General features: G+C 59.5%; 21 protein-coding genes and 1 tRNA gene. 4 read left to right on the top strand and 18 right to left on the bottom strand.

What is annotated here, in order from left to right; all coding sequences use genetic code 11:
* Nucleotides 1-231: 231 nt before the first annotated feature.
* Nucleotides 232-576 carry a DUF2794 domain-containing protein gene (locus ACP2AV_RS09880; protein WP_426372533.1) on the top strand — a complete coding sequence of 115 codons (345 nt, stop codon included), beginning with the start codon at nucleotides 232-234 and terminating at the stop codon, nucleotides 574-576.
* Here the strand turns inward: ACP2AV_RS09880 and ACP2AV_RS09875 are convergent.
* From ACP2AV_RS09875 to ACP2AV_RS09865, 3 genes are all read right to left on the bottom strand, one after another.
* On the bottom strand, nucleotides 573-1397 hold the full coding sequence (locus tag ACP2AV_RS09875; RefSeq protein WP_426372532.1) for an NlpC/P60 family protein: 825 nt from the start codon (nucleotides 1395-1397) through the stop codon (nucleotides 573-575). The genes ACP2AV_RS09880 and ACP2AV_RS09875 overlap by 4 nt on opposite strands.
* The gene (locus tag ACP2AV_RS09870; RefSeq protein WP_426372531.1) at nucleotides 1394-2776 is read right to left on the bottom strand and encodes a leucyl aminopeptidase family protein; all 1383 of its coding nucleotides are present in this window, start codon (nucleotides 2774-2776) and stop codon (nucleotides 1394-1396) included. Before ACP2AV_RS09870 ends, ACP2AV_RS09875 begins: the two co-directional genes overlap by 4 nt.
* 72 nt (nucleotides 2777-2848) lie before the next feature.
* Nucleotides 2849-3223: a hypothetical protein gene (locus ACP2AV_RS09865; protein ID WP_426372530.1), complete on the bottom strand. Its 375-nt coding sequence runs from the start codon at nucleotides 3221-3223 to the stop codon at nucleotides 2849-2851.
* 163 nt (nucleotides 3224-3386) lie between these two features.
* On the opposite strand from ACP2AV_RS09865, the gene ACP2AV_RS09860 reads away from it, so the two are divergent.
* Complete coding sequence (locus ACP2AV_RS09860) at nucleotides 3387-4037, top strand: carbonic anhydrase (protein ID WP_426372529.1); 651 nt, start codon at nucleotides 3387-3389, stop codon at nucleotides 4035-4037.
* On the opposite strand, the gene ACP2AV_RS09855 is transcribed toward ACP2AV_RS09860, so the two are convergent.
* From ACP2AV_RS09855 to ACP2AV_RS09810, 10 genes are all read right to left on the bottom strand, one after another.
* Nucleotides 4038-4262 carry a hypothetical protein gene (locus ACP2AV_RS09855; RefSeq protein ID WP_426372528.1) on the bottom strand — a complete coding sequence of 75 codons (225 nt, stop codon included), beginning with the start codon at nucleotides 4260-4262 and terminating at the stop codon, nucleotides 4038-4040.
* A gap of 511 nt (nucleotides 4263-4773) precedes the next feature.
* On the bottom strand, nucleotides 4774-6396 hold the full coding sequence (locus ACP2AV_RS09850) for a DUF4139 domain-containing protein (protein WP_426372527.1): 1623 nt from the start codon (nucleotides 6394-6396) through the stop codon (nucleotides 4774-4776).
* 117 nt (nucleotides 6397-6513) lie between these two features.
* Entirely contained in the window at nucleotides 6514-7536 is a 1023-nt protein-coding gene (locus ACP2AV_RS09845; RefSeq protein WP_426372526.1) for an aspartate-semialdehyde dehydrogenase, read from the bottom strand.
* A gap of 100 nt (nucleotides 7537-7636) precedes the next feature.
* Nucleotides 7637-8167 (bottom strand): glycosyltransferase family 29 protein, encoded by a 531-nt coding sequence (locus ACP2AV_RS09840; RefSeq protein ID WP_426372525.1) that lies wholly within the window; start codon nucleotides 8165-8167, stop codon nucleotides 7637-7639.
* 100 nt (nucleotides 8168-8267) lie between these two features.
* Nucleotides 8268-9437 (bottom strand): MFS transporter, encoded by a 1170-nt coding sequence (locus ACP2AV_RS09835; protein WP_426372524.1) that lies wholly within the window; start codon nucleotides 9435-9437, stop codon nucleotides 8268-8270.
* Between the two features lie 55 nt (nucleotides 9438-9492).
* Complete coding sequence (locus ACP2AV_RS09830) at nucleotides 9493-9720, bottom strand: formate dehydrogenase subunit delta (protein ID WP_426372523.1); 228 nt, start codon at nucleotides 9718-9720, stop codon at nucleotides 9493-9495.
* On the bottom strand, nucleotides 9717-10451 hold the full coding sequence (fdhD, locus tag ACP2AV_RS09825; RefSeq protein ID WP_426372522.1) for a formate dehydrogenase accessory sulfurtransferase FdhD: 735 nt from the start codon (nucleotides 10449-10451) through the stop codon (nucleotides 9717-9719). The genes ACP2AV_RS09830 and fdhD overlap by 4 nt, the downstream gene beginning before the upstream one ends.
* A complete protein-coding gene (gene fdhF / locus ACP2AV_RS09820; RefSeq protein ID WP_426372521.1) occupies nucleotides 10448-13312 on the bottom strand; it encodes a formate dehydrogenase subunit alpha in 2865 nt (954 codons plus the stop codon). The genes fdhD and fdhF overlap by 4 nt, the downstream gene beginning before the upstream one ends.
* Nucleotides 13309-14820, bottom strand: a complete 1512-nt coding sequence (locus ACP2AV_RS09815; protein ID WP_426372520.1) for a formate dehydrogenase beta subunit — start codon at nucleotides 14818-14820, stop codon at nucleotides 13309-13311. The genes fdhF and ACP2AV_RS09815 overlap by 4 nt, the downstream gene beginning before the upstream one ends.
* Entirely contained in the window at nucleotides 14817-15272 is a 456-nt protein-coding gene (locus ACP2AV_RS09810; RefSeq protein WP_426372519.1) for an NAD(P)H-dependent oxidoreductase subunit E, read from the bottom strand. The genes ACP2AV_RS09815 and ACP2AV_RS09810 overlap by 4 nt, the downstream gene beginning before the upstream one ends.
* A gap of 498 nt (nucleotides 15273-15770) precedes the next feature.
* On the opposite strand from ACP2AV_RS09810, the gene ACP2AV_RS09805 reads away from it, so the two are divergent.
* On the top strand, nucleotides 15771-16703 hold the full coding sequence (locus ACP2AV_RS09805) for a DMT family transporter (RefSeq protein WP_426372635.1): 933 nt from the start codon (nucleotides 15771-15773) through the stop codon (nucleotides 16701-16703).
* A gap of 58 nt (nucleotides 16704-16761) precedes the next feature.
* Nucleotides 16762-16838, top strand: a tRNA-Pro gene (locus ACP2AV_RS09800).
* Nucleotides 16839-17053: 215 nt separating this feature from the next.
* Here ACP2AV_RS09800 and ACP2AV_RS09795 read toward each other — a convergent pair.
* The 5 genes from ACP2AV_RS09795 to ACP2AV_RS09775 all read right to left on the bottom strand — a co-directional run bounded on the left by ACP2AV_RS09795 (nucleotide 17054) and on the right by ACP2AV_RS09775 (nucleotide 25465).
* Complete coding sequence (locus ACP2AV_RS09795; RefSeq protein ID WP_426372518.1) at nucleotides 17054-18166, bottom strand: ABC transporter permease; 1113 nt, start codon at nucleotides 18164-18166, stop codon at nucleotides 17054-17056.
* 3 nt (nucleotides 18167-18169) lie between these two features.
* Nucleotides 18170-20911, bottom strand: a complete 2742-nt coding sequence (gene rbbA, locus ACP2AV_RS09790) for a ribosome-associated ATPase/putative transporter RbbA (RefSeq protein ID WP_426372517.1) — start codon at nucleotides 20909-20911, stop codon at nucleotides 18170-18172.
* A complete protein-coding gene (locus ACP2AV_RS09785) occupies nucleotides 20908-21936 on the bottom strand; it encodes an HlyD family secretion protein (protein WP_426372516.1) in 1029 nt (342 codons plus the stop codon). Before ACP2AV_RS09785 ends, rbbA begins: the two co-directional genes overlap by 4 nt.
* A gap of 389 nt (nucleotides 21937-22325) precedes the next feature.
* Nucleotides 22326-23861 carry a hypothetical protein gene (locus ACP2AV_RS09780; RefSeq protein WP_426372515.1) on the bottom strand — a complete coding sequence of 512 codons (1536 nt, stop codon included), beginning with the start codon at nucleotides 23859-23861 and terminating at the stop codon, nucleotides 22326-22328.
* On the bottom strand, nucleotides 23858-25465 hold the full coding sequence (locus ACP2AV_RS09775; RefSeq protein ID WP_426372514.1) for a glycosyltransferase: 1608 nt from the start codon (nucleotides 25463-25465) through the stop codon (nucleotides 23858-23860). The genes ACP2AV_RS09780 and ACP2AV_RS09775 overlap by 4 nt, the downstream gene beginning before the upstream one ends.
* Between the last annotated feature and the right edge of the window lie 96 nt (nucleotides 25466-25561).

Here is a 25561-nt window from a genome sequence, read left to right as displayed (position 1 = left end):
AAGACCCGGATGCCGAAGCATCCGAGCCTTGCAAAACCAGTCCCCGGCGTCACGAACTGGGTGGGGGCTGTAAAGACCGCAACACCGGGGGCAGCGCTTTCGTTCGCTGTAGGAACGTTATCGCCGTCAATCGGGGCGGTATGAGGGAGCGATTGGGAAACCGTGCCGGTCATTTCAAGGCAATTTCGCGGCAGGCTTGATTTCGCGCGACGAAGGACGCAAGCTTTTTCCATGACAATCCAGACACCCACCCCGTTCCCCGGTCAATCTGTCCACGAACGCGTGGCTTTCGACCGGCGCGAACTGGGGCAGATCATGGGGCTCTATGGTCGCATGGTTGCCGCTGGCGAATGGCGCGACTATGGCATGTCCTTTCTCAAGGACGCCGCCATATTTTCAGTATTCCGCCGCACCGCCGAGCATCCCATTTACCGCATTGAAAAACGTCCCAAGCTGCGGAAAATGCAAGGGCAATACTGCGTCATCGGCATGGATGGGCAGATCCTGAAACGCGGCCACGATCTGGCAACCGTCCTGCGGGTGTTAGAGCGCAAGCTGATCCGCGCCATCGACTAGATGCGCCGCCGCGCCGTCACGGCCCCGCCGCCTTGCGCCGCGATCCGGTGGATCGCATCATCGATCCCCTCATAGGCCACGGCCATATCATTGGCGTTGGCATGGATCAGGCGTCTCTCGTCGACACAGAGCGCCACATGCCCTTTCCAGAACACCAGATCGCCGCGCTGAAGCGGCGTCTCTGTGGCAATCTCTTCTCCTATTTTCTCTTGCATGTCACTGTCGCCGGGACACGCCTTACCGCATGCCCAAAGCGCCGCCTGCACCAACCCCGAGCAATCGATCCCCCCCATGCTGTTGCCGCCCCACAGATACGGCGTGCCCAGATATAGCGCAGCGACGGCCACCGGATCTTTCATCACCTCGCTGCGCGGGGCAATTTGGTGCCCCGGGATAAACCCACCTTCGCGCGTGCGGACGAACCGGCCCTCAGTGGCAACAACCTTGACTTGCGCACCAAAGCTGAGGGATAGACGCGCGTCGGCTTTTTCAGACGGCGCGGCATAGAGCAAACAGGACCGCGCAATCACGCGATGACTGGGGGCGTCATCAGCCCCGAGATCCCCCCGCCGCACGTAACCGACATACCCATCCCGTGGCGCGATCCCAAAAGCCCATCCATCCCGGGTTTCCAGAACGTCAAACCTTCGCCCCATCAGCATTTGCCTGTCGCGCGCACCGCCCGGTGCGCCGCACAAATCGGTCACCGGCACCGTGACCCGGTGCGGCTCAGGACGCACGTAACGTTCGGCGCAAACGCGGTCCTCCCACCCGGCGGGTGCGACGCGACCATTGCAAGGGGTCAGGCGCCGATCGCTCACAGATTCAGCAGGCCGGGCAAGGCATCGAACAGCGCGCGTGCACCCTGCCCGGTTCCGCCCTTGCTGCGGCCAGGTTTGGCCGTGGGGTTCCAGCCGTAGATGTCGAAATGCATAAAGCGCGGCGTGTCCGTCACAAAGCGCCGCAAGAACAGCGCGGCGGTAATTGCGCCACCAAAGCCACCCTTGGGCGCGTTGTCCAGATCGGCGATCCCCGGTTCGATCATTGTCTCATAGGGGTCATGAAATGGCAGGCGCCAGGTTGGATCGGCAACGCGGGCCGCTGCGGCCTCGACGGTCTGCGCGTCTTCGTCCCGCTGCGAGAAATAGGCCGCAAGGTCGGGACCGACCGCCACGCGCGCCGCGCCAGTGAGTGTCGCCATCGAAATCACCAGGTCCGGCTTGTCTTCATCGGCAAGCGCCAAGGCATCGGCCAACACCAGGCGTCCTTCAGCGTCCGTATTGTTGATTTCGACAGTCAGGCCCTTGCGCGACGTCAGGATGTCCTGGGGGCGAAACGCATTGCCAGAGACCGAATTTTCCACCGCCGGGATCAGCACGCGAAGACGCATCGGCAGATCCATCGCCATGATCATATACGCTAGGCCCAAAACGGTGGCAGCACCACCCATGTCCTTTTTCATCAGCCCCATCGACGCGCCGGGTTTGAGGTTCAGCCCACCCGTATCAAAGCACACACCCTTGCCGACCAATGTCAGGCACGGACCAGCGTTGCCCCACGTCATATCGATCAAACGCGGCGCGCGGGGAGAGGCGCGCCCCACCGCATGAATCATCGGGAAATTCTTCTCCAACAATGCTTCGCCCGAGATGACCGAGACTGCGGCATCGAATGTCTCGGCCAGATCCTTCGCGGCCGCCTCAAGTTCGTCTGGGCCCATATCCGACGCTGGCGTGTTGATCAGGTCCCGCGTCAAATACTCGCCCGTTGCGATCACTTCGATCCGTGCGGCATCTACCCCGTCGGGCGCGATCAGTTGTGCTTTCGGACCAGTCGATTTCGCATACTTGTCAAAATTATAGCCGGCCAAAAGCCAGCCAAGGGCGGCCTGATGCAATTCATCGCCCGTCAAGTCGCATTTCAAAGACCATGTCCCTGCTGGCAAGGCCCCGCGCGCCGCAGCAAGACCGAACCGACCACGCAATCGCGCTTGGTGATCACCCAAACCGCAGATGGCGCCTTGAATGCCGGACCCTCCGGGCAATACCAGCACCTTGCCAATATCTGGCTGAAAACCGTTGGCTTCGATCCACTCACGCGTTGCCGCATCTTGCCCGGTCATCCAGCGGTCAAATTCTTCCTTCGTCACCGCGAAGAGCGGGCGCGCCGTATCATCAGGTTCAGCAAAGGTAAGGGTCATTACAAGCTCCGGCCGAGGAAATTTCCGTCAGCCTAAGCCGTTTGTCAGCGCCCGCAACCGGAATTCACTGCCTCAAATCGTGGCATCCTGCAAATCCCAAACGGCCATGAGCGACCCTTCTCCGATCCTGATCAAACGGCTCACGCATGCCCCGAGTGCCGCGGCATCGCCCTTGTCCGACAGCGCAACTACATCCGCAGCGACCCGCGCGAATGTCTCCATCCCGATCTGTTCGGAAATCGCAATCATTGAACGGGCCGCCCGCTGCATTTCCACAAGTTCCCCGCGCTTGAACAATCGTTCAACGCGCGCCAATCGCGCTGCAAGCTCTTCCATTGCGCGCGCAACGACACCCTCGGCCCCGGAGGGACCCAGTTGCATATACAAATGTTCTAGCCGGTCATGGTCCAGCCGAACTTTTTCTTCGATACGCAGTTTCACCACCATAGCATTGTACCCCAAAATTCTGCCCCCACAGAAAACTCACACTCAATATCGCGCACTTAGTTCAAGAAAAGATTTAACGTCCAGCCAATTGTCTCTCGAAATTCACGAAAATCCTCACTACAACGTCATGGATTTGTTTCCCGAAAACACAAAGGATAGCCGGATGAACTACGCAAAACCTCTGCCGACTTACCTGGCCAAACGGTATGAAGGTTGGAAAGCCACAACCTATTCCGAAAACAAGGCCTGGTATCGCCGTTTGGCTGACGAAGGGCAGCGCCCGCGCGCTATGGTCATTTCGTGCTGCGACTCACGTGTTCACGTCACATCGATTTTCGGGGCCGACCAAGGCGAATTCTTTATTCACCGCAACATCGCGAACCTGGTTCCAACCTATGAACCCGATGGCGATCATCACGGCACCTCGGCCACGGTTGAATACGCAGTCACCGCTCTGAAAGTCGCGCATCTCATTGTGCTGGGCCATTCAAGTTGCGGCGGCGTGCTGGGTTGCCACGACATGTGCAGCGGCAAGGCACCTGCGCTGGAAGAAAAGACGTCGTTCGTGGGGCGGTGGATGGATATCCTCAGACCAGGATACGACAAGGTTGCCGAAATCGAAGACCCTGCGGCCCGCTTGCGCGCCTTGGAACACCAGGCCGTTTTGACGTCGCTGGACAATCTCATGACTTTCCCTTTTGTGCGCGAGGCCGTCGAGCGTGAAACGTTGTCACTGCATGGCCTGTGGACGGACATCGGCGAGGGCGGACTGTATCAATACATCCCCGCAACACAGGAATTCGAGGCGATCTGATCAGGCCGCGTGAGGCGTCTGGATCTGGCGTGTAGACACGAAACGCGGGGCCGAACGGTGCGCCCGGCGACGGGTGTCATCCGTGACGATCTGACGTGCGGCTTCGGAACCGTCTTCAAGACCGGGCACCGGGCCGAACACGTTGGTGACGGATGCGGTGCGCAAGGCATACATACGCAGGGCACGGGTACGGTTGGCGCGGGCTTTTTCGATCATGTTGGTCATTTGTTAGCTCCTTTTTGATAGTCAGGTGTTCAGGCGAAACAATTTCCATGGCAGCGGGCGCATTTCCCACTTTGGATCGCGCTTGGAAAGAACAGTTGGCACATTTCCCGGCGGGATAGGCCCTCTCTGGTCTTTGCCTTGGCACTTCGTCTTGCCGAAGTCTTGACCGGCTTTACCGGCTGCGCTTCGGCAAGAAGCGTGTCGAAATTGAACGAAACTCTGAACATCGAATTTCCTTGCTCTCTCGTTGCTCCCACCAACAATTGAGCACGAGTGCTCAAGGGCGTCTCGGGTGTTAACGAGAGAGTTTTAATCAATATTCCGAACGTTACGAGCCGGCCATATTTGGCCGTCGCAATTTCAAGAACTTAGCGGAAATAGGGAATGAATTAGGCGCGGAGTTACAATTTTCTTAAAGCGTTTTCAGCAGGTTACGGAAATGTCAAACGCACATTGCTGCCACATTGTCGGCACCGCATTGCCTTCAGTGCCCCAGGTTTGCCGCGAATCCTCAACGCAGAATGTACCCCTCGGGCCATTTGATTCTATGTGACAGGGTGACATTCCATGTTTGGTCTGGCGCAACCTGATTCCGCCAGGCCAGAACCCCGCGTTTTCCATCAACATCCTCTTCAGTCGGGGTCGGGTCAGCGCTCCATGTGATCTGCAAGTCTTCCTGTTCGGAATAGGGAACACGGTCCATCAGACGGACATCCCACGCACGGTCGGTGATATTTTCGACCCGCAGCACGACCTGTTCGGTGGTTTCATTGGCGCGTGTTATGATCCCGCTGTCGCCTTCCAGCCGGTCCCGGATAATCCGCTTGAGACGCAAACCGCGGATTTCGCCCAAACCGATTTCCTTGCTGGCATTTGGCACAAGCATCGGAAGCTGCCCGCCACCCGCCAAGAGACCATCGCGATAGAAGGTCGCCTGACCGGGCAACAGAACCTCGTCGGTGATGTTCTTGACCTTGGCCCGCAGAAAAGCGGTCTCATATTCTTGTGGCACAGCAATCGCATAGAGATCGGCCAGATCGAAAGACAACATGTCCAGCTCGACCTGTGTGACTTGGCCGCCAAGCTCGGACGACGCGACGTCCATCTTGGCAGCGGGCGCATACCGCACATCCATCCCAAGATACTGGGTTGCAACATGATCGCGACGCTCGGCCTGAACGGCCGCTTTCAGGCCCGATGCAAGACTGTCCATTTCCATGCGGGGCTGCGCCGGTTGCGGCGTTGGTTTTGCAATGCGCCGGGGCAGCGGCGCAGGTTCGCGCGCATCCAGAACGTCAGAAGGTGTGAGGGTCGAGAAACTGAGATCGACGTCGGTCCAATCTTGCCCCGTCTGCTGGGTCAGGCCAATGCGCCGCTTGATTTCGAGCATCGGGGTGTCGCCGGTGGTCACGCGCACCTCGTAATTCGGAGACCAAGATGCGTCAGCAGCGTGGGTTATCTCCAGCGTGCTCTCGAGCGCCGCATCGGCCGAGACGTTCAGGATGACCGACTGGAATACACCGGCTTTGGGCATGACTTCCTCGAGCGCTTCGCGCGCGCGGGCCAGATCACGTTCGGCCGCCGAGAAACGAAACGCGAGCGCCTCAAGCTTTTGCTGCGCCGCAATACGCGTCTTCATTCCGTCGGTGACCAGCCCCCCGACGACGCCGGCCAAATCATAGATGGCTTGGCGATCGGGCGTTGCGCCTTCCCCCTGCGAAAGACCCTTTGCAAATTCTATGCGGGCCTTGGCGGCCTCGATCGCCGCCTGCGCTTCTGCACGTTCGAGTTCAATTGCATGCAACGCAGACTGGGCTTCGGTGAAGACAGCTTGCGCTTGCTGGATTTCCGGGCGCTCGTAGAAGGTGGCCGATGCCAGAGACGCATCTACCACCTGCGTCGAAGACACAACCGCACCACCCCCGAGCGAAATTTGCATGGTCGCCGGATCGAACGGAGGCAAGTCTGTCACGATCAACCGATGCTGGCCCTTTGGCACGGAAACCTGGGCAATCCGGGTCACCAAGGCCCCGCGGGGATAGACCTCGGCCGACGCAACCGGGGCTTGGACCGAAAAATCCTCGGCAATGGCTGCAATCGGGAAAAACAAAATCGGAATAAGCGAATAGCGCAAGGCCCGGCCTCCTACAAATGAACGTAGACCAACTTTGCCTACCGTTAACCAAAAAACAAGGGCGCCCGAAAGCGCCCTTGTGCAAACATTCGTGTGTCATTGCGGCCGAAAGCCTGTTCAGCCCTTTTTCAGCACCCGGCGCCCCAAAAGCTCGGCAATCTGCACCGCATTCAGGGCCGCGCCTTTGCGCAGGTTGTCGCTGACGCACCACAGGTTGATCCCGTTGTCGATGGTACTGTCCTGACGGATGCGGCTGATAAAGGTCGCGAAATCCCCGACGCATTCGACCGGGGTGACATAGCCGCCGTCTTCGCGCTTATCAACGACCAGAACGCCAGGGGCCGTGCGCAGAATTTCGCGCGCTTCTTCTTCGTCCAGGTGGTCTTCGAATTCGATGTTGATCGCTTCGGAATGGCCAACGAACACGGGCACACGCACGCAGGTTGCCGTGACCTTGATCGCCGGATCGACGATTTTCTTCGTCTCAGCGACCATTTTCCATTCTTCTTTGGTCGAACCGTCTTCCAAGAAGACGTCGATGTGCGGGATCACGTTGAACGCGATCTGCTTGGTGAACTTCTTGGCCGGTTTGTCGTCTGTGGGATTGTACATCGACTTGGTCTGATCCCACAGCTCGTCGATACCTTCTTTTCCGGCACCCGACACCGACTGGTAGGTGTTGACAACAACGCGCTTGATCCGCGCGCGATCGTGTAGCGGTTTCAGCGCCACAACCATCTGCGCGGTCGAACAGTTGGGGTTCGCGATGATGTTCTTTTTTGCATACCCTTCGATGGCGTCCGGGTTCACCTCGGGCACGATCAGCGGGATGTCCGGATCATAGCGATAGAGCGATGAGTTATCGATCACCACGCAGCCGGCCTTGGCCGCTTTTGGGGCGTATTCCTTGGTCGCGGTCGACCCGACAGCAAACAGGGCCATGTCCCAGCCAGTGAAGTCAAAAGCATCAAGGTCCTGGGTGGTCAGTGTCTTGTCGCCAAAGCTGACTTCTGTGCCCAGCGACTTCCGGCTGGCAAGTACCGCGATTTCATCAACCGGAAACTCACGTTCAGCGAGGATGTTCAGCATTTCGCGACCCACGTTGCCCGTGGCGCCGACGACGACGACTTTATAGCCCATTTTCCTGCTCCTTAACTCCTGCACATCAGGTGTCTTGCGGTTCAGCGCTGGCACATAATCCAATGCGCACGCCGGTTAAAGGGAATTCGTGTGATTGGGCCTATTCCATCCGGTGATGCGTCACGCGCGGATCGGCATCAATCAGCGCCATGACCCAGGCTTCTTCCGCCCCGAAGTCGTGTGGAACCTTTGCCGCGTCGCGGTGTCCCGACAAAGACCGCGATGACATGAAATCGAACCCGAACAGGTCGAGCTGCGCCACCTGGGTTTCCGCAAGCCAATCGATCAGCAGGGCACCTGTCGTCGGACGAGACCGCAATCGTTTTTCCAGCGCGTCATGGCGGGCCTTGGGAAACAGCGTGAAGGCTGGACCCCGCGCCATCCAGCGTTTCAGGCGCTTTCGTTTGTGGGACATCCACAGCAGGCGCGACGGCGCAATCCGTGCGAACTGGGACCGCTTCAGCGATGTGGCCAGGGCAAGCCAATCGGTACGGGTCCCGTGGCTTTGGGCAGAAGGCATCGGGGCGCGATTGATGCGGATGACGATGTCAGCGCGATCAATCGCGGCGCCATGATCCGTGCCAACCAGGGCCCGCGCGTTGCCGACCAGCGCGACGCTACGGCCCTTCAAGCTGTGCGCAAGTACATCCAATGGCGTCGCGCCCCGCCCAAGGACGTGATCGTCGCCACGCCTGGCAGCAAGGCAGAAGCGCAGGGGGCCTGCCGGGGTTTCAGTGCGTTGTGTCACGGCTGAACAGATACGCCACAAGACCCAAAATCACCACCACAAGGAAAGTGGCAAAAACGATCTGGTATTGGACCGGGGCGGTCGTTCCGATTTCAAACGTGCGCGCTGTGACGATCTGCATCACACCTGCTCCGCCGATACCGAACAGGTTCAACAGGGTAACCCCCCGCCCAGTCAAATGCGGCGGGAAATAGCTGCGCCCATGTGCCACGATCAACGGAAATGACGACCCAAAGAACCCGATCGCCGCAATCAATGCGATTGCCATGGCAGGGGACATACCGGGCCACAAAACCAGCCCCGCAAGGCATAGCGCCCCCAAACCATTGCCTGCAAAGATCGCCCATTTGCGCGTGCCAAGCACGCGGTCCAAGGGGCCATAGACAAAGCTGCCAATAATCATCGCGATGCCCATGATCAGCGTCGCGCGGCCAATGCCCACCGCATCAAGGCCATGCACATCCGCAAAGTAAGGTCCGGCCCAAAGCCCGCGAATACCCGCAGCAGGGGCATAGTTCACGAACATGATCGCCAGGATCGGCCAGATGACCGGCATCTTTAAAATATCCAGAAGCGATCCGCCGTCGTCATGGGGCTCAACGCGCGGCGGATCACGCAAAACCAACGCCAGGAATGCCGCCACAACGATCGTCGCAACCGCCAGAGCCACCATAGCCCCCCGCCACCCGACGGTCTCGGCCGCCCAGGCAAGCGGGCTCGAGGCCAGAATATTTCCCAAGGACCCCGTGCCCAGTATCGCGCCCGCAAGCGTTCCGAAAATGGCCGGCGGGTACATGCGCGCAAAAATATAGTAAGAGGCCATCAGTACAGGCGAGCAGCCGATTCCGATCAGCGCCATCGCGCCGTTGATCGCCAAGGGACCTTGCGCCACACTGAACAAGAACGCTCCGCCACCGCCGCCCAAGGCCAGCAGCACCGAAGCCGTGATGCGCGGTCCAATCCGGTCCAGCGCCCAGCCGACCGGGATCTGCATCGCTGCGAATGTCAGGAACCAAATTCCCGATGCCTGCCCAAGGACATCCGCAGCCACGCCAATATCGGTCTGCAGCTGGGGGGCCAGGACAGCCAGAAATGCCCGGTAAAACTGGCTGAGCACATAGGCCAGCACAAGCGTCGCGATCCCCAATTTCACAGTGTCAGTCCCTTCCCTTGCAGGGCCGCAACCTTTTGCCAGCGCGCTCGGCTTGTCAATCGTCGGATGGGTCGCTGGTGGCGCGCAGCAACGCCAGTGCTTCGCGCGCCAGCGGGTGCAATGCGTCCGGATCGGCCTGTCCGACGCGCGCCAGCTTTGTCCGCATCGGCGGGGCCCAGAAATCTTTCAAATGGTCCGCGACAGACCCGGCATGACCGTCCATTTGCGTGGCATGAAACCGGGCGATCTGATTGGCCATACGGATCAGCTTTTCATCGTTCATTCCGGCACCTCACCGGGCGCCGAAAACACCAGATCGTCCTGCGGGGTCAGGGTGCACAACGTCATGCCGACCCGGCGCGCCAGGTCAACTGCCGCGCGTGTGGGACGTGATACGCTGCACAGCGCGGGCACCCCCGCACGCGCGCATTTCTGCAGCAAATCCAGCGAAACACGCGACGTGAGCAAAACGCCCCCCGCTGAAACATCCATGCCGCCCACCGCGCCGATCACCTTGTCCAGCGCGTTGTGGCGACCTACGTCTTCGCGCATCAGGACAATCCCCGCGGTGTTGAAGAAAGCTGCGGCATGCATGGCGCGTGGTTCGGCCCGGTGTGCCTGGAGTCGGTCCAGTTCGGCCAGGGCCGCACGGGCAGCCGCGCGGATACCGGCAGCAGCGGCGGGCACGCACGGCGGGCTGGACATCGCCGCATCCAGACTTTCGATCCCGCACAGCCCGCACCCCACTGGCCCGACCAGTGCGCGGCGCCTGGCGTTGAGGGCTTTGGCACGGTTTTCAGGTATGCGCCCGCGCACTTCGATCCCGTTGGGGTGATCGATCACCTCAATATCCGTCACGTCGCGCGCCGCGCCGACGACACCTTCGCTGACCGCGAAACCGCGGAGAAAGTCCATATGGTCGTCGGGTGACGCCATCATCACAGCCGCGGTTGATCCGTTGAATACCAACGCAACCGCTACCTCGTGCGGCAAGGTAATATCGTCGCCCGTCATTTTGCACCCTCGATGCGGCGTGAGCGCGCAGCGCGCTCTGCATAGCGGTCCTGCCAGCCGGTCGGCCCGTTCGACGCGCTGACCTGCACCGCCGTGACCTTGTATTCCGGGCAGTTCGTTGCCCAGTCAGAATGGTCGGTTGTCACCACGTTCGCCTGCGTCGCAGGGTGATGGAAGGTTGTGTAGACAACGCCGGGGCTGACCTTGTCTGTGATCGTCAGCCGCAATGATGTTTCGCCCGACCGGCTGGCCAGACAGACCCAGTCGCCGTCACGAAGTCCGCGATTTTCGGCGTCCGAGGGGTGCATTTCCAACACATCTTCGTCGTGCCAGCGGCTGTTTTCCGTGCGCCGGGTCTGTGCGCCGACGTTATATTGCGACAAAATCCGCCCCGTCGTCAGCAGCAGTGGAAAGCGTGGGCCAGTGCGCTCATCTGTCGGGATATATTCAGTCACGATGAACCGCCCCTTACCGCGCACGAAGCCATCGACATGCATGATGGGCGTGCCGTCGGGCGCGCTATCGTTGCAGGGCCATTGCACGCTGCCTTTTTCTTCGAGCAATTCGTAGGTCACATTGGCGAAACCCGGCGTGGTCGCGGCAATCTCGGCCATGATCTGGGCCGGATGGGTATAGCCCCAATCCGCGCCCATTGCGTTCGCCAGCAACTGCGTGACCTGCCAATCCTCATAGCCGTTTTTGGGCGCCATGACCCGGCGCACCCGGTTGATGCGACGTTCGGCATTGGTAAACGTGCCGTCTTTTTCCAAAAAGCTGCTGCCCGGCAGAAATACATGTGCGTAGTTGGCGGTTTCGTTCAGGAACAGATCGTGCACGATCACGCAATCCATCGCCGCCAATCCGGCGGCGACGTGCCGCGTGTCGGGGTCGGATTGCAGAATGTCTTCACCCTGCACATAGAGCCCCTTGAAATCACCCGCGACGGCTGCGTCCAGCATGTTGGGAATGCGCAGCCCTGGTTCGGCGTCGATCTGAGTCCCCCAGAGGGTTTCGAAAATCTTGCGCACCTCGGGATTTTTGACGTGTCGGTAGCCAGGCAGCTCATGGGGAAACGACCCCATATCGCACGCGCCTTGGACGTTGTTTTGACCGCGCAGAGGGTTCACACCCACGCCCGGCCGCCCGATATTGCCGGTCAGCATCGCAAGGTTGGCGATCGCCATCACGGTGGTTGATCCTTGGCTGTGCTCGGTCACGCCCAGCCCATAGTAAATCGCGCCATTGCGTGCTTTGGCATAGGCACGCGCGGCCGCGCGCAGGTCAGCGGCAGGCACTTGGGTGAGCATCGCAGTTGCTTCGGGCGCGTGGCGCGGATCGGCGATGAAAGCGGCATATTCCTGAAATTCGTTCCAGTCGCAGCGGTCCTTGATGAAAGTTTCGTCTATCAATCCTTCTGTAACAATCACATGCGCCATGGCCGACAGGACCGCGACATTAGTGCCGGGCGTAAGCGGCAGATGATGGCCCGCGCCCATGTGAGGCGTCTTGAGCAAATCTATCCGCCGCGGGTCAACGACAATCAATTCAGCACCTTGTCTAAGCCGCTTTCGTAGCAAGGATGCAAAAACAGGATGCCCATCTGTCGGGTTTGCGCCGATTACAATCACGCAGTCGGACGCTTTGACGCTGTCAAAGTCTTGCGTCCCGGCGCTGGTCCCGAAGGTCTGGCCCAACCCATACCCCGTGGGCGAATGGCACACGCGCGCGCAGGTATCGGTGTTGTTAGTACCAAACACCGCGCGCGCCAGTTTTTGCACAAGGTAGGTTTCCTCGTTCGTGCACCGGGACGACGTGATGACGCCGAGCGCATTGCGCCCATGGCTTGACCGGATCGCTTGCAAGCGGTTGGCGGCAAATGCCAAGGCTTCGTCCCAGCTGACCTCGCGCCATGGCTCGTCGATGCTGTTTCGGATCATCGGGTTCAGGATTCTGTCAGCGTGGCTTGCATACCCATAGGCGAACCGGCCTTTGACACAGCTATGTCCCCGGTTTGCCTTACCGTGCTTGTAAGGCACCATCCGGACAAGCTGGTCGCCGTTCAATTCGGCCTTGAAACTGCAACCGACACCGCAATAGGCGCAGGTGGTGATGACAGAACGGGTCGGCGTCCCCAATTCGGCGACAGATTTTTCCTGCAACGTGGCCGTGGGGCAAGCTTGCACGCAGGCGCCGCACGACACGCAGTCGCTGGTCATGAAATCGGGGGCGGCGACCGAGACCCGGCTGTCAAAGCCGCGCCCTTCAATGGTCAGCGCAAAGGTACCCTGCACCTCTTCGCAGGCACGCACACAACGCGAACATACGATGCACTTGGCTGGGTCGTAAGAAAAATAGGGGTTGCTGTCATCCTTTGGGATATACAGCGGATTTTCTGCCCCGGCGCTACGGGTATCAAAATGGTTTTCGCCTGCTGCGTAGCGCACATCGCGCAGACCAACGACGCCGGCCATATCTTGCAATTCGCAATCCCCGTTCGCTGCACAGGTCAGACAATCGAGCGGGTGGTCACTGATATAGAGCTCCATCACCCCTTTGCGGATGCGCTGAACCGGAGCGCTCTGGGTCCGGACGACCATCCCTTCGGCCACGGGCGTGGTGCAGGACGCCGGCGTGCCGCGCATTCCCTCGATTTCGACGACACACAGCCGACACGAGCCGAACGCCTCGACACTATCCGTCGCGCACAGCTTGGGCACGGCGATGCCTGCCAGCTTGGCCGCGCGCATGACGCTGGTGCCTTCGGGGACGGTGACACTTTGCCCATCAATGGTCAGCGCGACGGGCGGGCCCGTCCTGGCGGGGGTGCCATGGTCAGCATCTGGGATGACGAAATCCTTCATTCCGCGGCCTCCTGCGAATTGGGGAAATCTTCGGGGAAGTGATCCAACGCGCTGAGCACCGGGTAGGGGGTGAAACCGCCCAGTGCGCAGAGCGATCCGAATTTCATCGTGTTGCAAAGGTCTTCCAGAATTGCGCGTGCGTCCCCATCGCCCGCGGCTATCCGGTCTAGGGTTTCCACGCCGCGCACTGCGCCCACGCGGCACGGGGTGCACTTGCCGCAGCTTTCCTTGGCGCAGAATTTCATCGCAAAACGGGCCTGGGCCAACATGTCGACGCTGTCATCAAACACCACGACCCCGGCATGGCCGATCAAACCACCCTGCCCGTCGAATTCTTCGTATCCAAAAGGCGTGTCGAATTTTTCACGCGGGAAATAGGCGCCAAGCGGCCCGCCGACCTGAACGGCGCGAACCGGTCGCCCGCTGGCCGTGCCGCCAGCAATATCGTCAACCAACTCGCCAAGGCTCATGCCAAAGTCGGCTTCGAACAAACCGCCCCGCGCTACGTTCCCGCCGATCTGGATCGGGATCGTCCCGCGCGACCGGCCCAGCCCGAAATCTGCATAGGCCGCGGCCCCTTTGGCCATGATCCACGGCACCGAGGCCAAGGAAATCACGTTGTTCACGACAGTCGGCTTGCCAAAAGCGCCCTGCAACGCCGGCAACGGGGGCTTGGCGCGGACCACGGCGCGCTTGCCCTCAAGCGAATTGAGCAATGCCGTTTCTTCACCGCAGACATAGGCCCCGGCGCCTACACGCAGATCGATGTCGAATTCAGGGCCATCGCCCAACACCGACGGGCCAAGAAGCCCGTCGCGCCGCGCGATATCAATTGCCTCGCGCATTACGGCAATGGCGTCAGGATATTCCGAGCGCAGATAGATGAACCCCTTGGTCGCACCGACGGCGACACCCGCGATCGCCATGCCTTCGATCAGGCAGAACGGATCGCCTTCCATCAACATGCGATCGGCAAAAGTGCCGCTATCGCCCTCGTCCGCGTTGCAGACAATGTATTTCTGATCGGCGTCTGCTTGGGCGACGGTTTTCCACTTGAGGCCGGTCGGAAACCCTGCCCCGCCACGACCACGCAGCCCGCTTTCGGTGATCGCCGCGACAATTGCATCGGGATCGGACAATGCCGCCCGAAGCCCGACCAACCCGCCATGTTCGCGATAGTCTTGCAGCGACAGTGGGTCCGTCACGCCGCAGCGCGCAAAGGTCAGCCGCGATTGCCGCGCGAAGAACGGGATCTTTTCCACCGCGCCAAGCGCTTTGGGATGCGCGTCTGGCGCGGCGATCAGTGCTGGCACTTCGTCCCGGGAAATCGGACCGAACGCCACGCGACCTGTCTCGGTTTCGATCTCGACAAGCGGTTCCAGCCACACCATGCCGCGCGATCCATTGCGCACAACGGTCGCATCAGGCGCGCACAGCGCCACCGCTTCGGCCACCTCATCCGCCCCGAGCGCGCGGGCAGCAGCATCGCGGGGAACGAAAATCTTCATGCCCCGCACTCCACCAGAATGTCGTTCAGGCGCTGCGCGTCCAATCGTCCAACCGGCTGGCCATCAACCAACACCGCTGGTCCACATGCGCAAAGGCCAAGACAGAACACCTCTTCCACTTGCACCTTCCCATTGGCGGCCGTTTCACCCGGCTTGATCCGGGCACCATCAACCAGCGCTTGGGCGCCACGGGCTTGGCAGGCTTCGGCCCGGCAAATCTTGACGATATGATCCGCAGGCGGGGCGTTACGAAAGCCGTGGTAAAACGATACGACGCCGTGGACTTCGGCGCGGGTGACACCCAATGCGTCCGCGATCTGTTGCAGTGCCTCGGGCGGGACATATCCCATGGTGTCCTGGATCCTGTGCAACACGGGCAGCAAGGGGCCGTCGGTCCCGCTGAATTCGTCAATTGCGTGACGAACCGTTTCAATCCATATCTGGCGTGTCATTCCGTTGGCATCCCTGAGCTCAGTCTTTCTTGTCGTGTGGCCGAATTGCTGTCCAAATCAATCACAAATCGCCGCCGTTTGTTAGCTTTACCCTAACTGGCATCCGTCGGGCAGTCCGTTGATGGCAGGCAAGGTTGATCAGAGTTCTGCACGGCATTGCAAAGTACCCGCGCGCTGCGCGGACCATGCTTGCGGGCAGGATCGGGTTCGTTCACGCGATACCACGGATAATTCTCAACAGCGCGTTCGGCAATACGGCGACACGGTCGTGGTCGATGGGCTGAAACGCGGCCCTGCCCAAACCTGCACGACACGACTGGAATGATCTTTTCGGGCCGGGCCTGGGGGCACATCAATCCTGGGTCGACATGGAACGTCGGCTATTGGTTTGCCTGAACACCGATCCTGCATAGCAATCGAAAAATGTTTGTGCCCCCTTTCCAATCCACCCCAGAGCGCTACCGTGGGCCCAAGACCACCCAAACCAACGGTGCCTTCATGTCCGTCAAATCCATCCTACTGGCGCTATTGGCGTTTGCGATCTTTGCCACTCACGACGTGTTCATCAAACTGTTGGGCGGGTCGTTTTCGCCGTTTCAGGTGGTTTTTTTCTCGACGCTGTTTTCGTTTCCTCTCGTCGCATTGTTGCTGATGCGCGATCCGAAATCCGGCACACTGCGTCCTGTGAATGTTGGCTGGATTGCAGCACGCACACTGTCGTCTGTCGTCACTGCGCTGAGCGCATTCTACGCCTTCTCCGTGCTGCCCTTGGCGCAAACCTACGCACTGCTGTTTGCGGCGCCACTGCTTATCACCCTATTGTCCATTCCCGTTCTGGGCGAGCCGGTAGGCTGGCGCCGCATGGTGGCAGTTGTTGTGGGCCTGTGCGGGGTGTTGATCGTTTTGCGCCCTGGCGCCACGGAATTCACTCTCGGCCATGCGGCGGCCTTGCTCTCTGCGGTGGGCAATTCGGTGTCATCCGTCATTTTGCGGCGGATTGGACGGGACGAGCGGCCTGTGGTCTTGATGGTTTATCCCATGGTGGCGATCTTTGTTCTCATGGGGGCGATGTTGCCAACCGTGTACCGCCCAATGGAAATTGAACACTTGGGCATGATTGCGATCGTATCTCTATTCGGCTTTGTGGCCGGGCTGTTGTTGATCGCGGCCTATAACGCGGGCGAAGCGGCGATTGTTGCACCGATGCAGTACAGCCAGATCATATGGGCGTCATTCTTTGGCGTAGTTATCTTTGACGACAGCATCGATGTCCCCACACTTGTCGGAGCGGCCGTCATCATCGTCTCGGGGCTCTATATCGTCTTTCGCGAAAGCCGTGGTGGCGCATCGCGTACCACGCCTGTCCTCCGGACACGCTCGCGCGGCATTTCCCCCGGCACGCCCCGCATTTCTGCATTCTTGAAACGCTGAGCGGGCGCGAATCCTCTTGCCAAGGTGCAGCCCAGTCTTTAAATCGCGGCCCTACGGTCGGAGTGTAGCTCAGCCTGGTAGAGCACTGCCTTCGGGAGGCAGGGGTCGGAGGTTCGAATCCTCTCACTCCGACCAATATTTTCAGATTTTAGACGCATGTTGATCTGGCGCATGACTGCAAGTTCGCGTTGCGGTTCTAGCTGCTGAAGACACAGCCTGGCGCGCAAGCACTACCTTGCGTTGGCCAATGCCGGTCATGCGGCCGGCAAGCGTTTTGCTGGGCGGGCAACGGTTGGTCTGGGGTCAGGGCCGTTCCACAAAGGTTAGCCAGTATCACCCACCGCCCCATGTCAACGCAACAAGTCGCGAAATCTGCGCAAGGCGAATGCGAATAACGCGGCCCCAATCACCACAAGAGCCACGAGTTCCGGCCAGACGACCGCCAGCCCCGCGCCGCGGAACAGAACCGCTTGCGCCAGTGCGATGAAATGCGTGTTGGGCGCCGCCAGCATGACGTACTGCACCGCCTCGGGCATCGATTCCCGCGGGGTCATGCCCCCGGACAAGATTTCCAGCGGTAGCAGCACCATCATAAGCAGCATGGCGAACTGCGGCATTGACCCCGAAATCGTGGCCAAAAGGATCCCCATCGATGTCGTGGCGAAAAGGTGCAGGGCCGCGCCCAAAAGAAACAGCGGCACCGATCCTTCAATCGGTACGCCCAGAGCCCCTTGAACCATAAACGTAAGCGAAAGCGCGGCCGCCACCAGCACCACGCCCCCCATGCTGATCACCTTGCTTGTCATGATTTCTGCCGCTGTCACCGGCATGACCAGCAGATGTTCGATCGTGCCATGCTCGCGTTCGCGGATCAAAGCGGCGCCGGAAAGAATGATCGACAGCATGGTGACGGAACTGATGATCGAGGTCAGCGCACCAAACCAGCTCGGATCAAGAGACGGGTTGAAGCGCGCACGGACCTCAAGTTCGACGGGCGACTCTGTAGGCGACATATCCCGTGCCAGCCAGCCACTGGTTTCCTGACTTACAATAGCCTGAATATAGCCGGCACCGGTGAACGCCTGACTTATCCGTGTGGCATCAACGTTCAGCTGTAGTTCGGGCCCGTCCCCCGCCAAAAGGTCGCGCTGAAACGCGGGCGGTATCACAAGCGAAAACGTGTCCATTCCCGCATCCATTCGTTCATCCACTTCGGTGATGTCGATCTGGGTGGGAGGACCGAAATAAGGCGGCTGGAAGGCGTCAGCGACACGCCGCGAGAGCGGCGAAGCATCTTCATCCACGATCGCGATAGAAGCGCGGTTCAACGCCTCGGGCAGCGACGTCGCGCTTGCATAAATGTCCAGTGAAAAAGCATAAAGAACGAGCACCAACAAAAGCGGGTCGCGCAGCAGCCCGCGCAATTCTTTCGTTGCCAGGTGGAAGACGTGCTTGGCCCGCATCTGTTACCTTTCCTGCTTGCGCACGAAAGCTGCGCCCAGCAACACAAGCACGGGCACAAGCGCCAACATCGGCAGAAACGATCCGATCAAATCATCGAAACTCAACGCTTTGCTAAAAGCCCCGCGGGAAATGGTCACGAAATGGCTGGTGGGGAAAACCTCGCCGATGACCCGGCCCGTGCCCTCAAGCGCAGAAACGGGATCAATGATCCCGCCGTACTGCACAGCCGGGATCAGGGTGGCGAGCGCGGTAAAAAACAGCGCTGTCACTTGGCTGCGCGTAAAGGCCGAGATCAAAAGGCCAAGTCCCGTGGCAAGCGTGACGTAGATCACCGCACCAGAGGTGAGCGCAAGAAGGCTACCTGTCATCTGAACCCTGAAAACGAACAGAGCCAGTGCCAGCAGCAGGAAAAAGTTGATAACCCCCAACACGATGTAAGGCAGTTGCTTGCCCAGCAAAAACTCTAACCTTCGCGCCGGAGTGACGTAAAGATTGATGATCGAACCGGTTTCCTTTTCCTTCGACACGGAAAGCACCGCCAGCATGGCCGGGATCAGCATCAGCAACAGCGGGATGACCGCCGGCACGATGGCGGCCAGGCTTTCGACATCAGGGTTGTAGCGATAGCGGACCTCAAGCGAGAAATTACCCGCCACCGCGTCGTCGCCAAAGGCTTGGCGCATTTGTTCGGTCAGCCAGTGCACGTGCATCCCCTGAATATATCCGGACACCGTATTTGCCCGCATCGGCATGGCGCCGTCGAACCATGCACCAATAGTGACGGGGCGACCGCGTTCCAGACTGGCGGCAAAACGCGGCGGAATTTCCAAAGCCAAACTGATCTCACCCGCGCGCATCCGCCGATCAAGATCGGCCTGGCTGACGAGCGGGGGTTGTTCTTCAAAATAGAGCGATCCGGACAGATCGTTGACGTAGGATTGGCTGGCAACGGTCTGATCCAGGTCCAGCACCGCGAATTTGAGATTGTTGACATCCATCGAAATGCCGTAGCCCAGCACGATCATCAGAATGACACTACCGATACTAGCCAACGTCAGGCGGATTGGATCGCGGCGCAGTTCCAGCGCCTCGCGCCAGGAAAAGCTCAGCAGCCGAGCAAGGCTGAAACGCCCGGACCGCCGTTTTTTCGTGGTCTTCACATCCGCGCCAAGGCGTCCGTGCGGGCGCTGCGCTGGCCTGCCGCTTTCGCGCGCCGCGCGTTCCAGATGTTGGACAAAGGCGTCGTCGAGCGTCTCGGCGCCGGCGTTTTCCTGGATCGCCTGGGGGCTGTCGCTGACAAGCACACGGCCTTCGTGCATCAGCGATATCCGATCACAGCGCGTGGCTTCGGACATGTAGTGAGTTGAAATAAAGATCGTCACGCCATCTTTTCGCGACAAGTCGACAAGAGCCTGCCAGAATATGTCGCGCGCCACGGGGTCAACGCCCGAGGTCGGCTCATCAAGGATCAGGATTTCCGGGCGATGGATCAGCGCCACGGCCAGCGATAGCCTCTGGCGAATACCCAGCGGCAGGCGCAACGGCAATTTGTCGAGCACATCTTCGAGATCGAACCGTTGTGCAAGCTCTGCAATCCTGTGCGGGATTTCGGACGGCGTCATGTCGAACAGCCGCGCGTGCAGATCAAGGTTTTGCCGCACAGTCAGCTCGGAATAAAGTGAGAACGACTGCGTCATGTACCCGATGCGCTTGCGTGTGGCCATATCGTGGGCCTCGACCTTGCGCCCGGAAATGCTGGTGGTGCCTTCACTCGGCTCCAACAGCCCAGTCAGTGCCTTCATGGTCGTGGTTTTGCCGCATCCGTTTGAGCCCAAAAAACCGAAAATTTCGCCTTTTCTGATGCGAAAACTCACATTCTTGACCGCCGCGAAGTCGCCGAACCGAACGGTGAGGTTATCGGCCTCAATCTGGTAGCCGTCGGTGTTGTCAGTGTCGCGCGGCGGGACGACCAGATCGCGGTGCCCCGCGCGCTTTTTCTTGGGAAGCAGCGCGATGAAAGCTTCGTCTAGGTCGGCGGCGCCCGTGCGCTGCAGGATTTCTGTGGGGCTGCCGGTCGCCAGAACCTTGCCTGCATCCATTGCTACCAAGTGGTCGAAACGCGCGGCTTCTTCCATGTAGGCACTCGATACAAGCAGGCTCATCCCCGGGCGCGCAGAACGAATGCGATCGATCAGGGTCCAGAATTCCCGCCGCGAAAGCGGATCGACACCTGTGGTCGGCTCGTCGAGGATCAAGAGGTCAGGATCGTGGATCAGTGCACAGCAAAGGCCCAGTTTTTGTTTCATGCCGCCGGACAGTTTTGCCGCCGCACGGTCCGCAAATGGGGCAAGATCGGTGGCTTCCAACAATTCGGCGATGCGTCGATCGCGCTCGTCCCGGCTTTCTCCGAAGAGGCTTCCGAAAAAATCCAGGTTCTCGCGCACCGACAGCGTCGGATAGAGGTTGCGCCCAAGCCCCTGAGGCATGAACGCGATGCGCGGAGCGACCTTGGCACGATGGCGTGCACGGGCCATGTCGCGCCCCAACACTTCGAGCTGTCCCGCTTGCAGCCGCCGCGCCCCGGCGATGAGCCCCAAAAGGCTGGACTTTCCCACACCATCGGGTCCGATCAGACCGACAATACACCCCGCCGGCAGATCAATCGAAACGTTATCCAGCGCCCGGACTTTTCCGTATTGCAGGGACAGCCCCTCTGCCCGCACCACAAGCCCGGAGGCCGTCATTCCAGCACCCTGCCCTCGGCGGCATCGGGCCATGGCGCGTTGGCATCCAGCCGAACCCATGCGACGCCCGGCAGGCCGGTCTTGATGTAGTTGAGATACTTGGCCAGAAGATCAGGCGATATCTTGGCGCGGACCCTGAACATCAGCTTTTCGCGCTCGACTTCGGTTTCGACTGTCTTTGGAGTGAACTGCGCCACGCTCGATACGAACGAAACCGTGGCGGGGATCACGATATCAGGTGCTGCGTCCATGATCAGGCGCACCTCTGTCCCAATTCCTGTGCGCCCCGCTGCGGCGGTCTGAAGAAAGAACGTCATGTAAACATCGTTGAGGTCGACCATGTTGATGACCCGACCTCCGGCGCCCACGACTTCGCCTGCCTGCGCGACGATGTATTGAACCCGTCCCTCGCGGGGGGCTTTCAACGTGCTGTCCTCGATCTGCACGTCGATCGCCTCGATCGCCGCAGTCGCCGCGGCCACAGCAGCTTCGGCCCCAACGACCGAGGCTTTCGCCGAAGCAACCCCCGCCGCCGACGCGGCGATTGCCGCCTCGGCCGAGGCGACCGCCGCCGTGGCACCAAACGCGTTCGAGCGGTCGATTTCGAGCTGCCGCTGAGACGCGACACTGCTCTGCGCCAGCGTCTCGGAGCGTGCAAGCTGGCTCTTGGCGACCTCTTCGGCCGACTTACGTTGGGATAGAACAGCGTCGGCGGCGCGCAATTCGGCCTGTCGCTGTTCGACCAAAAGGCGCGCATTCTCGACCGCGATTTCTGCACGGCGCAGCTCAGCCTCGGCTTGGTGGCGGCTGGCCTTGAGCTGACGTGTATCGAATTCAACCAGCGCCTGGCCGGCTTCGACGAGCTCACCTTCCTTGACTAGAACCTTTTCGATCCGCCCGGGAAGCTTGGCCGCGACGTCAATCTCGACAGCTTCAACCCGGCCATTCCCATGCGCGAACCCCTCTGGGATCGTGTCATTGCCGTTGCTCTGCCAGAAAAAGAAACCGATAACGGCGGCCGCCACCAATACTATCGCTAAGGTCAGGGATCTGGTGTTCGTCACATTGTGCTCGATTGCTGTTAGGGTCGGACGTTGCGAATTCGTCGTAGGTAGCTGAACTCATTTAAAAACCCGCTCGGGATTTTGTAAACCCGTCGATTGGCTCTGCGGGTGTGGCCAAACGCGCAGTACCACCGCGCGCCGTGAATTGACATGCGCCGTCGCGTCGCCGGTGCAATTCGTTGCCGTTTCGATCAGCAGATCACCGAAAGCGCAAGCCGGTGGACATGCGCGGCAAGGGGAATTGTCGTCAGCGACGCGATCGGCCTTATCAAGCCCGATCTGCCAAATGACACTGAGCTGAAAATGTATGTCGCGGGCCCGGCGCGTGCCTTCGCGCGGTTCCGACAGCTTTAGCGGAGCGTCTCTTGATGGGGATACCCGTATTCATCAAGCACGGCGAGATAGTCCCTATCCGCCTCTGAAACACTTTCGTTCGACGCAACAACCAAGATCGTCTCGGACTTGGGCCGATCGGACCGGTCGTGCGAAATACTGACATCAAGTCCAGGATAAATCCTGGCAAGGTCTTCCTTGATTGTTTTCGGCGTCGCCTTTTCGTGAACGCGATACGTTCGCAGCAGGGTTTCGTCGTAGCTCAGACGTGATTCCACGTGCAGGGGCGTGCGCTCTTGGGATTGGAATGACTGTAATTTCCTGGTCATCAAATCCAGGGGGGTATCCTGTTTGGCTTGCGCGCCGGCCTGTCCAAAGGCAGACAGCGCAACGCCGTTCCGATCCCCAAAATCGTCGGCGTATGCCACCGTGTGATAGTCAAACAGAAGTGACAGATAATCGCGCACGTCCTGTTCATTTGGGCCCCAGGCAATTCGCTTGGCAACCGGACTGGCCGGATCGAGCAAGGCCCCATCGACATCCTTGATCACGAAGGGTTCATCGCAATAAATCCCATTCCCGCGGCAAATCACAACCGCACCTCGGCACGCCGCACTCAGACCGACCGTGCTGTTCACTGTCATCACGATGCGGGCACGATCCAGCATGTCTTCAAGCGGGGTGACGACATCGCGTGTCAGATTAGGATCATACGGGATGTTCAGGGTTGGTTCGATTTCTTCAGGGTGATCACGAACGACGACACGCCAACCTTCGCCAAGCGCGTTTCGCATTTCCAGCGCGTCAAGAACAAGCTGGCGCATCGTCTTGACCACCGGCGAATAGAGCAAGATATTACTGTCGCCCTGCACTTGCAGAGGGACAAAAATCACCTTTTCCCGTTGCGCCGGGTCGGGCTGAAAGTTCTGTAGCGCCTGGTCGACCTCTGCCTTGCGACGCGACACGGCGCGGGCGATCGCTTGCGCGTCATGTTTGCGGGTCAAACCGTCGGCGATCGACGACGCGCCATTCGTGCCAACCTGATCAAAAAACAGCGAACCGGACAGATACCCCCGTTCGAGGAACCCTGCGTTCATACTGCGCGCCATTGCAAAGAGCCGCAATGCATTGGCCACGGCCCCCGTCACGCCGTTCCAGGTGATGATCCAGTCAATTGAATGATCGCGCACAAGGCGACTAACCGCGACCCCGGCCCTGCGAAGCATGTAGCGTTGCTTGTTCAATTCGCTATTCGCGCCGCCAGACGACGAGAAGGCGAAAGGATAGATTGGCGTGAACGCGTCATCGAAAAATTCGTCGGGCAGTGTTGTGCGATTGATGTCAGACGATGTTACGCTCTGCTGGTAAGGACCCAGCCCCACACATTCGAAACCTCGCGCAAGAAAGAACGACCCGGCACCAGGCGTGTAGGGCATGATGACGGGAACCATGCCCCGCGCCCGAAGCGTCTCGGCCAGCGGAAGGATCCGGTACATGTTTTCCATCACATCGCCGCATTGGATCAGGACACGGTCCCCGGTTCGATACTTCATTGCTCTGCGCTGGCCTCTTTTTCGAGAATGCACCCAAGATCAATACGCCGGAACATGTTCAGGGCCTTTGCCTGGCGTGCGCGGCGCACATCCGCGTCTGCAGACGGGTCGGCTTCAATGGCCCGTAACAGGTCGATCAAATGGTCACTGTTTTCTACGGTAGGCAGGTCAAGGTCGCTCAGAGGTTCGGCGCCGGCCGCATTCGTGAAGACCTGCTTGCCCGCCACGATCGCTTCAATGTTCTTGAAATTGAGCCCCCCCTTGACCAAAACCGGAGACAACAGGGCATCCACCCCCTCATAAAAGTCTGACAGGTTATCGACGAAACCCAAAAGTTCGACCTGTTCTTCCATAAGCGCAAGCGTCATCACCTGTTTTTGCGAACAAACACTTCCGGCAATGCGAAAAGTGCTTTTAGGGCTGTAGGCGTGAATTCGCGGCCACCACTCGGTCAACACAAATTCCAGCGCCTGCACATTCGCGTCCATGCCCGTCCCTATGAACCCGAAGGTGATGGGCGACTTCATGTCCAGTGGATGAACTGGCCTTTCGAACGTGACAAAAGACGGCCGCGCCAGATGGACTTGCGCGCCGCGTACCGCGTCTTTCAAGATACCATAGTCACGGTCGGAAATCGCCAGAACGTGGTCCGCCCTCTGCAAGAGTTCAAGTTCGTATGCCCTGAGGTACTTTTTCGAAAAGAAACGCTCGTCGAGCCAATGTTTCTTGGCGGCATCTCGATAGAACTGCACGTCGTGCGTGTCGCAGACAATCGATCCGAACTTGCTGGAAATCTCTTTAGACACCTGGCCCATCATCCAGGCGTAATTGACCCAGAGCAGATCATAATTGCGGTTTTCGACCTTGGTGTCGATGGACTGGCGAAGCCAGAAAGACGAACGAGTCTGGGTGGTTTCGGCAAGCGTCGGTTTTTGGGACGTCTTTTGCTTCAAAAGCTTTGCCGCGCGGTCCAGCAAATCTCGGCGCCGCTTGACGTCGCCCTTGAGCTTGCCTTTCTGCGGTTTGTAACCTTCCACATCCCGCGCAATCAGCCGCAACGCCGCCTCGGCGCTTGCTTGAAGCTGCATGGGCCGGCGCGGAAATACCACATCAATATCGTATCCCGCCTCGGCCAAACCCATAAGCGAATCAAACATCCGCTGGTGTGATCCCATTGACAGCGGGTAAATTGAGCCCGGCGAGACGAACAACACGTTCCGATCACCGCATTCGGGACGTTGATAGTGTTTGACACATCCGTCGCCATCCACTGCCATTGTCGCTCGCAGGTTTGTGTTGAACAGGTACCGAACCAATTGCTGCGGCAGTGGCCGGGTGTCGATATTCTCGCTCCACAGATAGGCATTCACTGCGTAGTCATTGGATATGATCGTCTCGGGTGGAAGTTCCTGCGCGTCGGCGCAATGGTCCGCATGGGACAGAACCATGATGCGACCGTCCCGCACCTGGCGCAGACGTTCCACCATGGCGATCGTGTCAGACGCACCATCGACATCCACGAGAAGGGTCAGATGGCATTTTTCGGTTTCCAGATGGCTTGAGGGCAAACGGCCTTCGCCGAAGTCGTACAAACGTGAATACATGTAGCGTGTGGTACTTTCGATTAGCCTACTGTTGTGGACGACTTAATGCCTATTCCCTGCCGAGAACAACGCCGTTCGTCCTGCGTTCATAAATCG

The organism is Aliiroseovarius sp. PTFE2010 (assembly GCF_049943335.1).
In the GTDB taxonomy this organism is placed as follows: domain Bacteria; phylum Pseudomonadota; class Alphaproteobacteria; order Rhodobacterales; family Rhodobacteraceae; genus JBNFVY01.
This window is presented reverse-complemented; position numbering and strand designations above follow the sequence as displayed.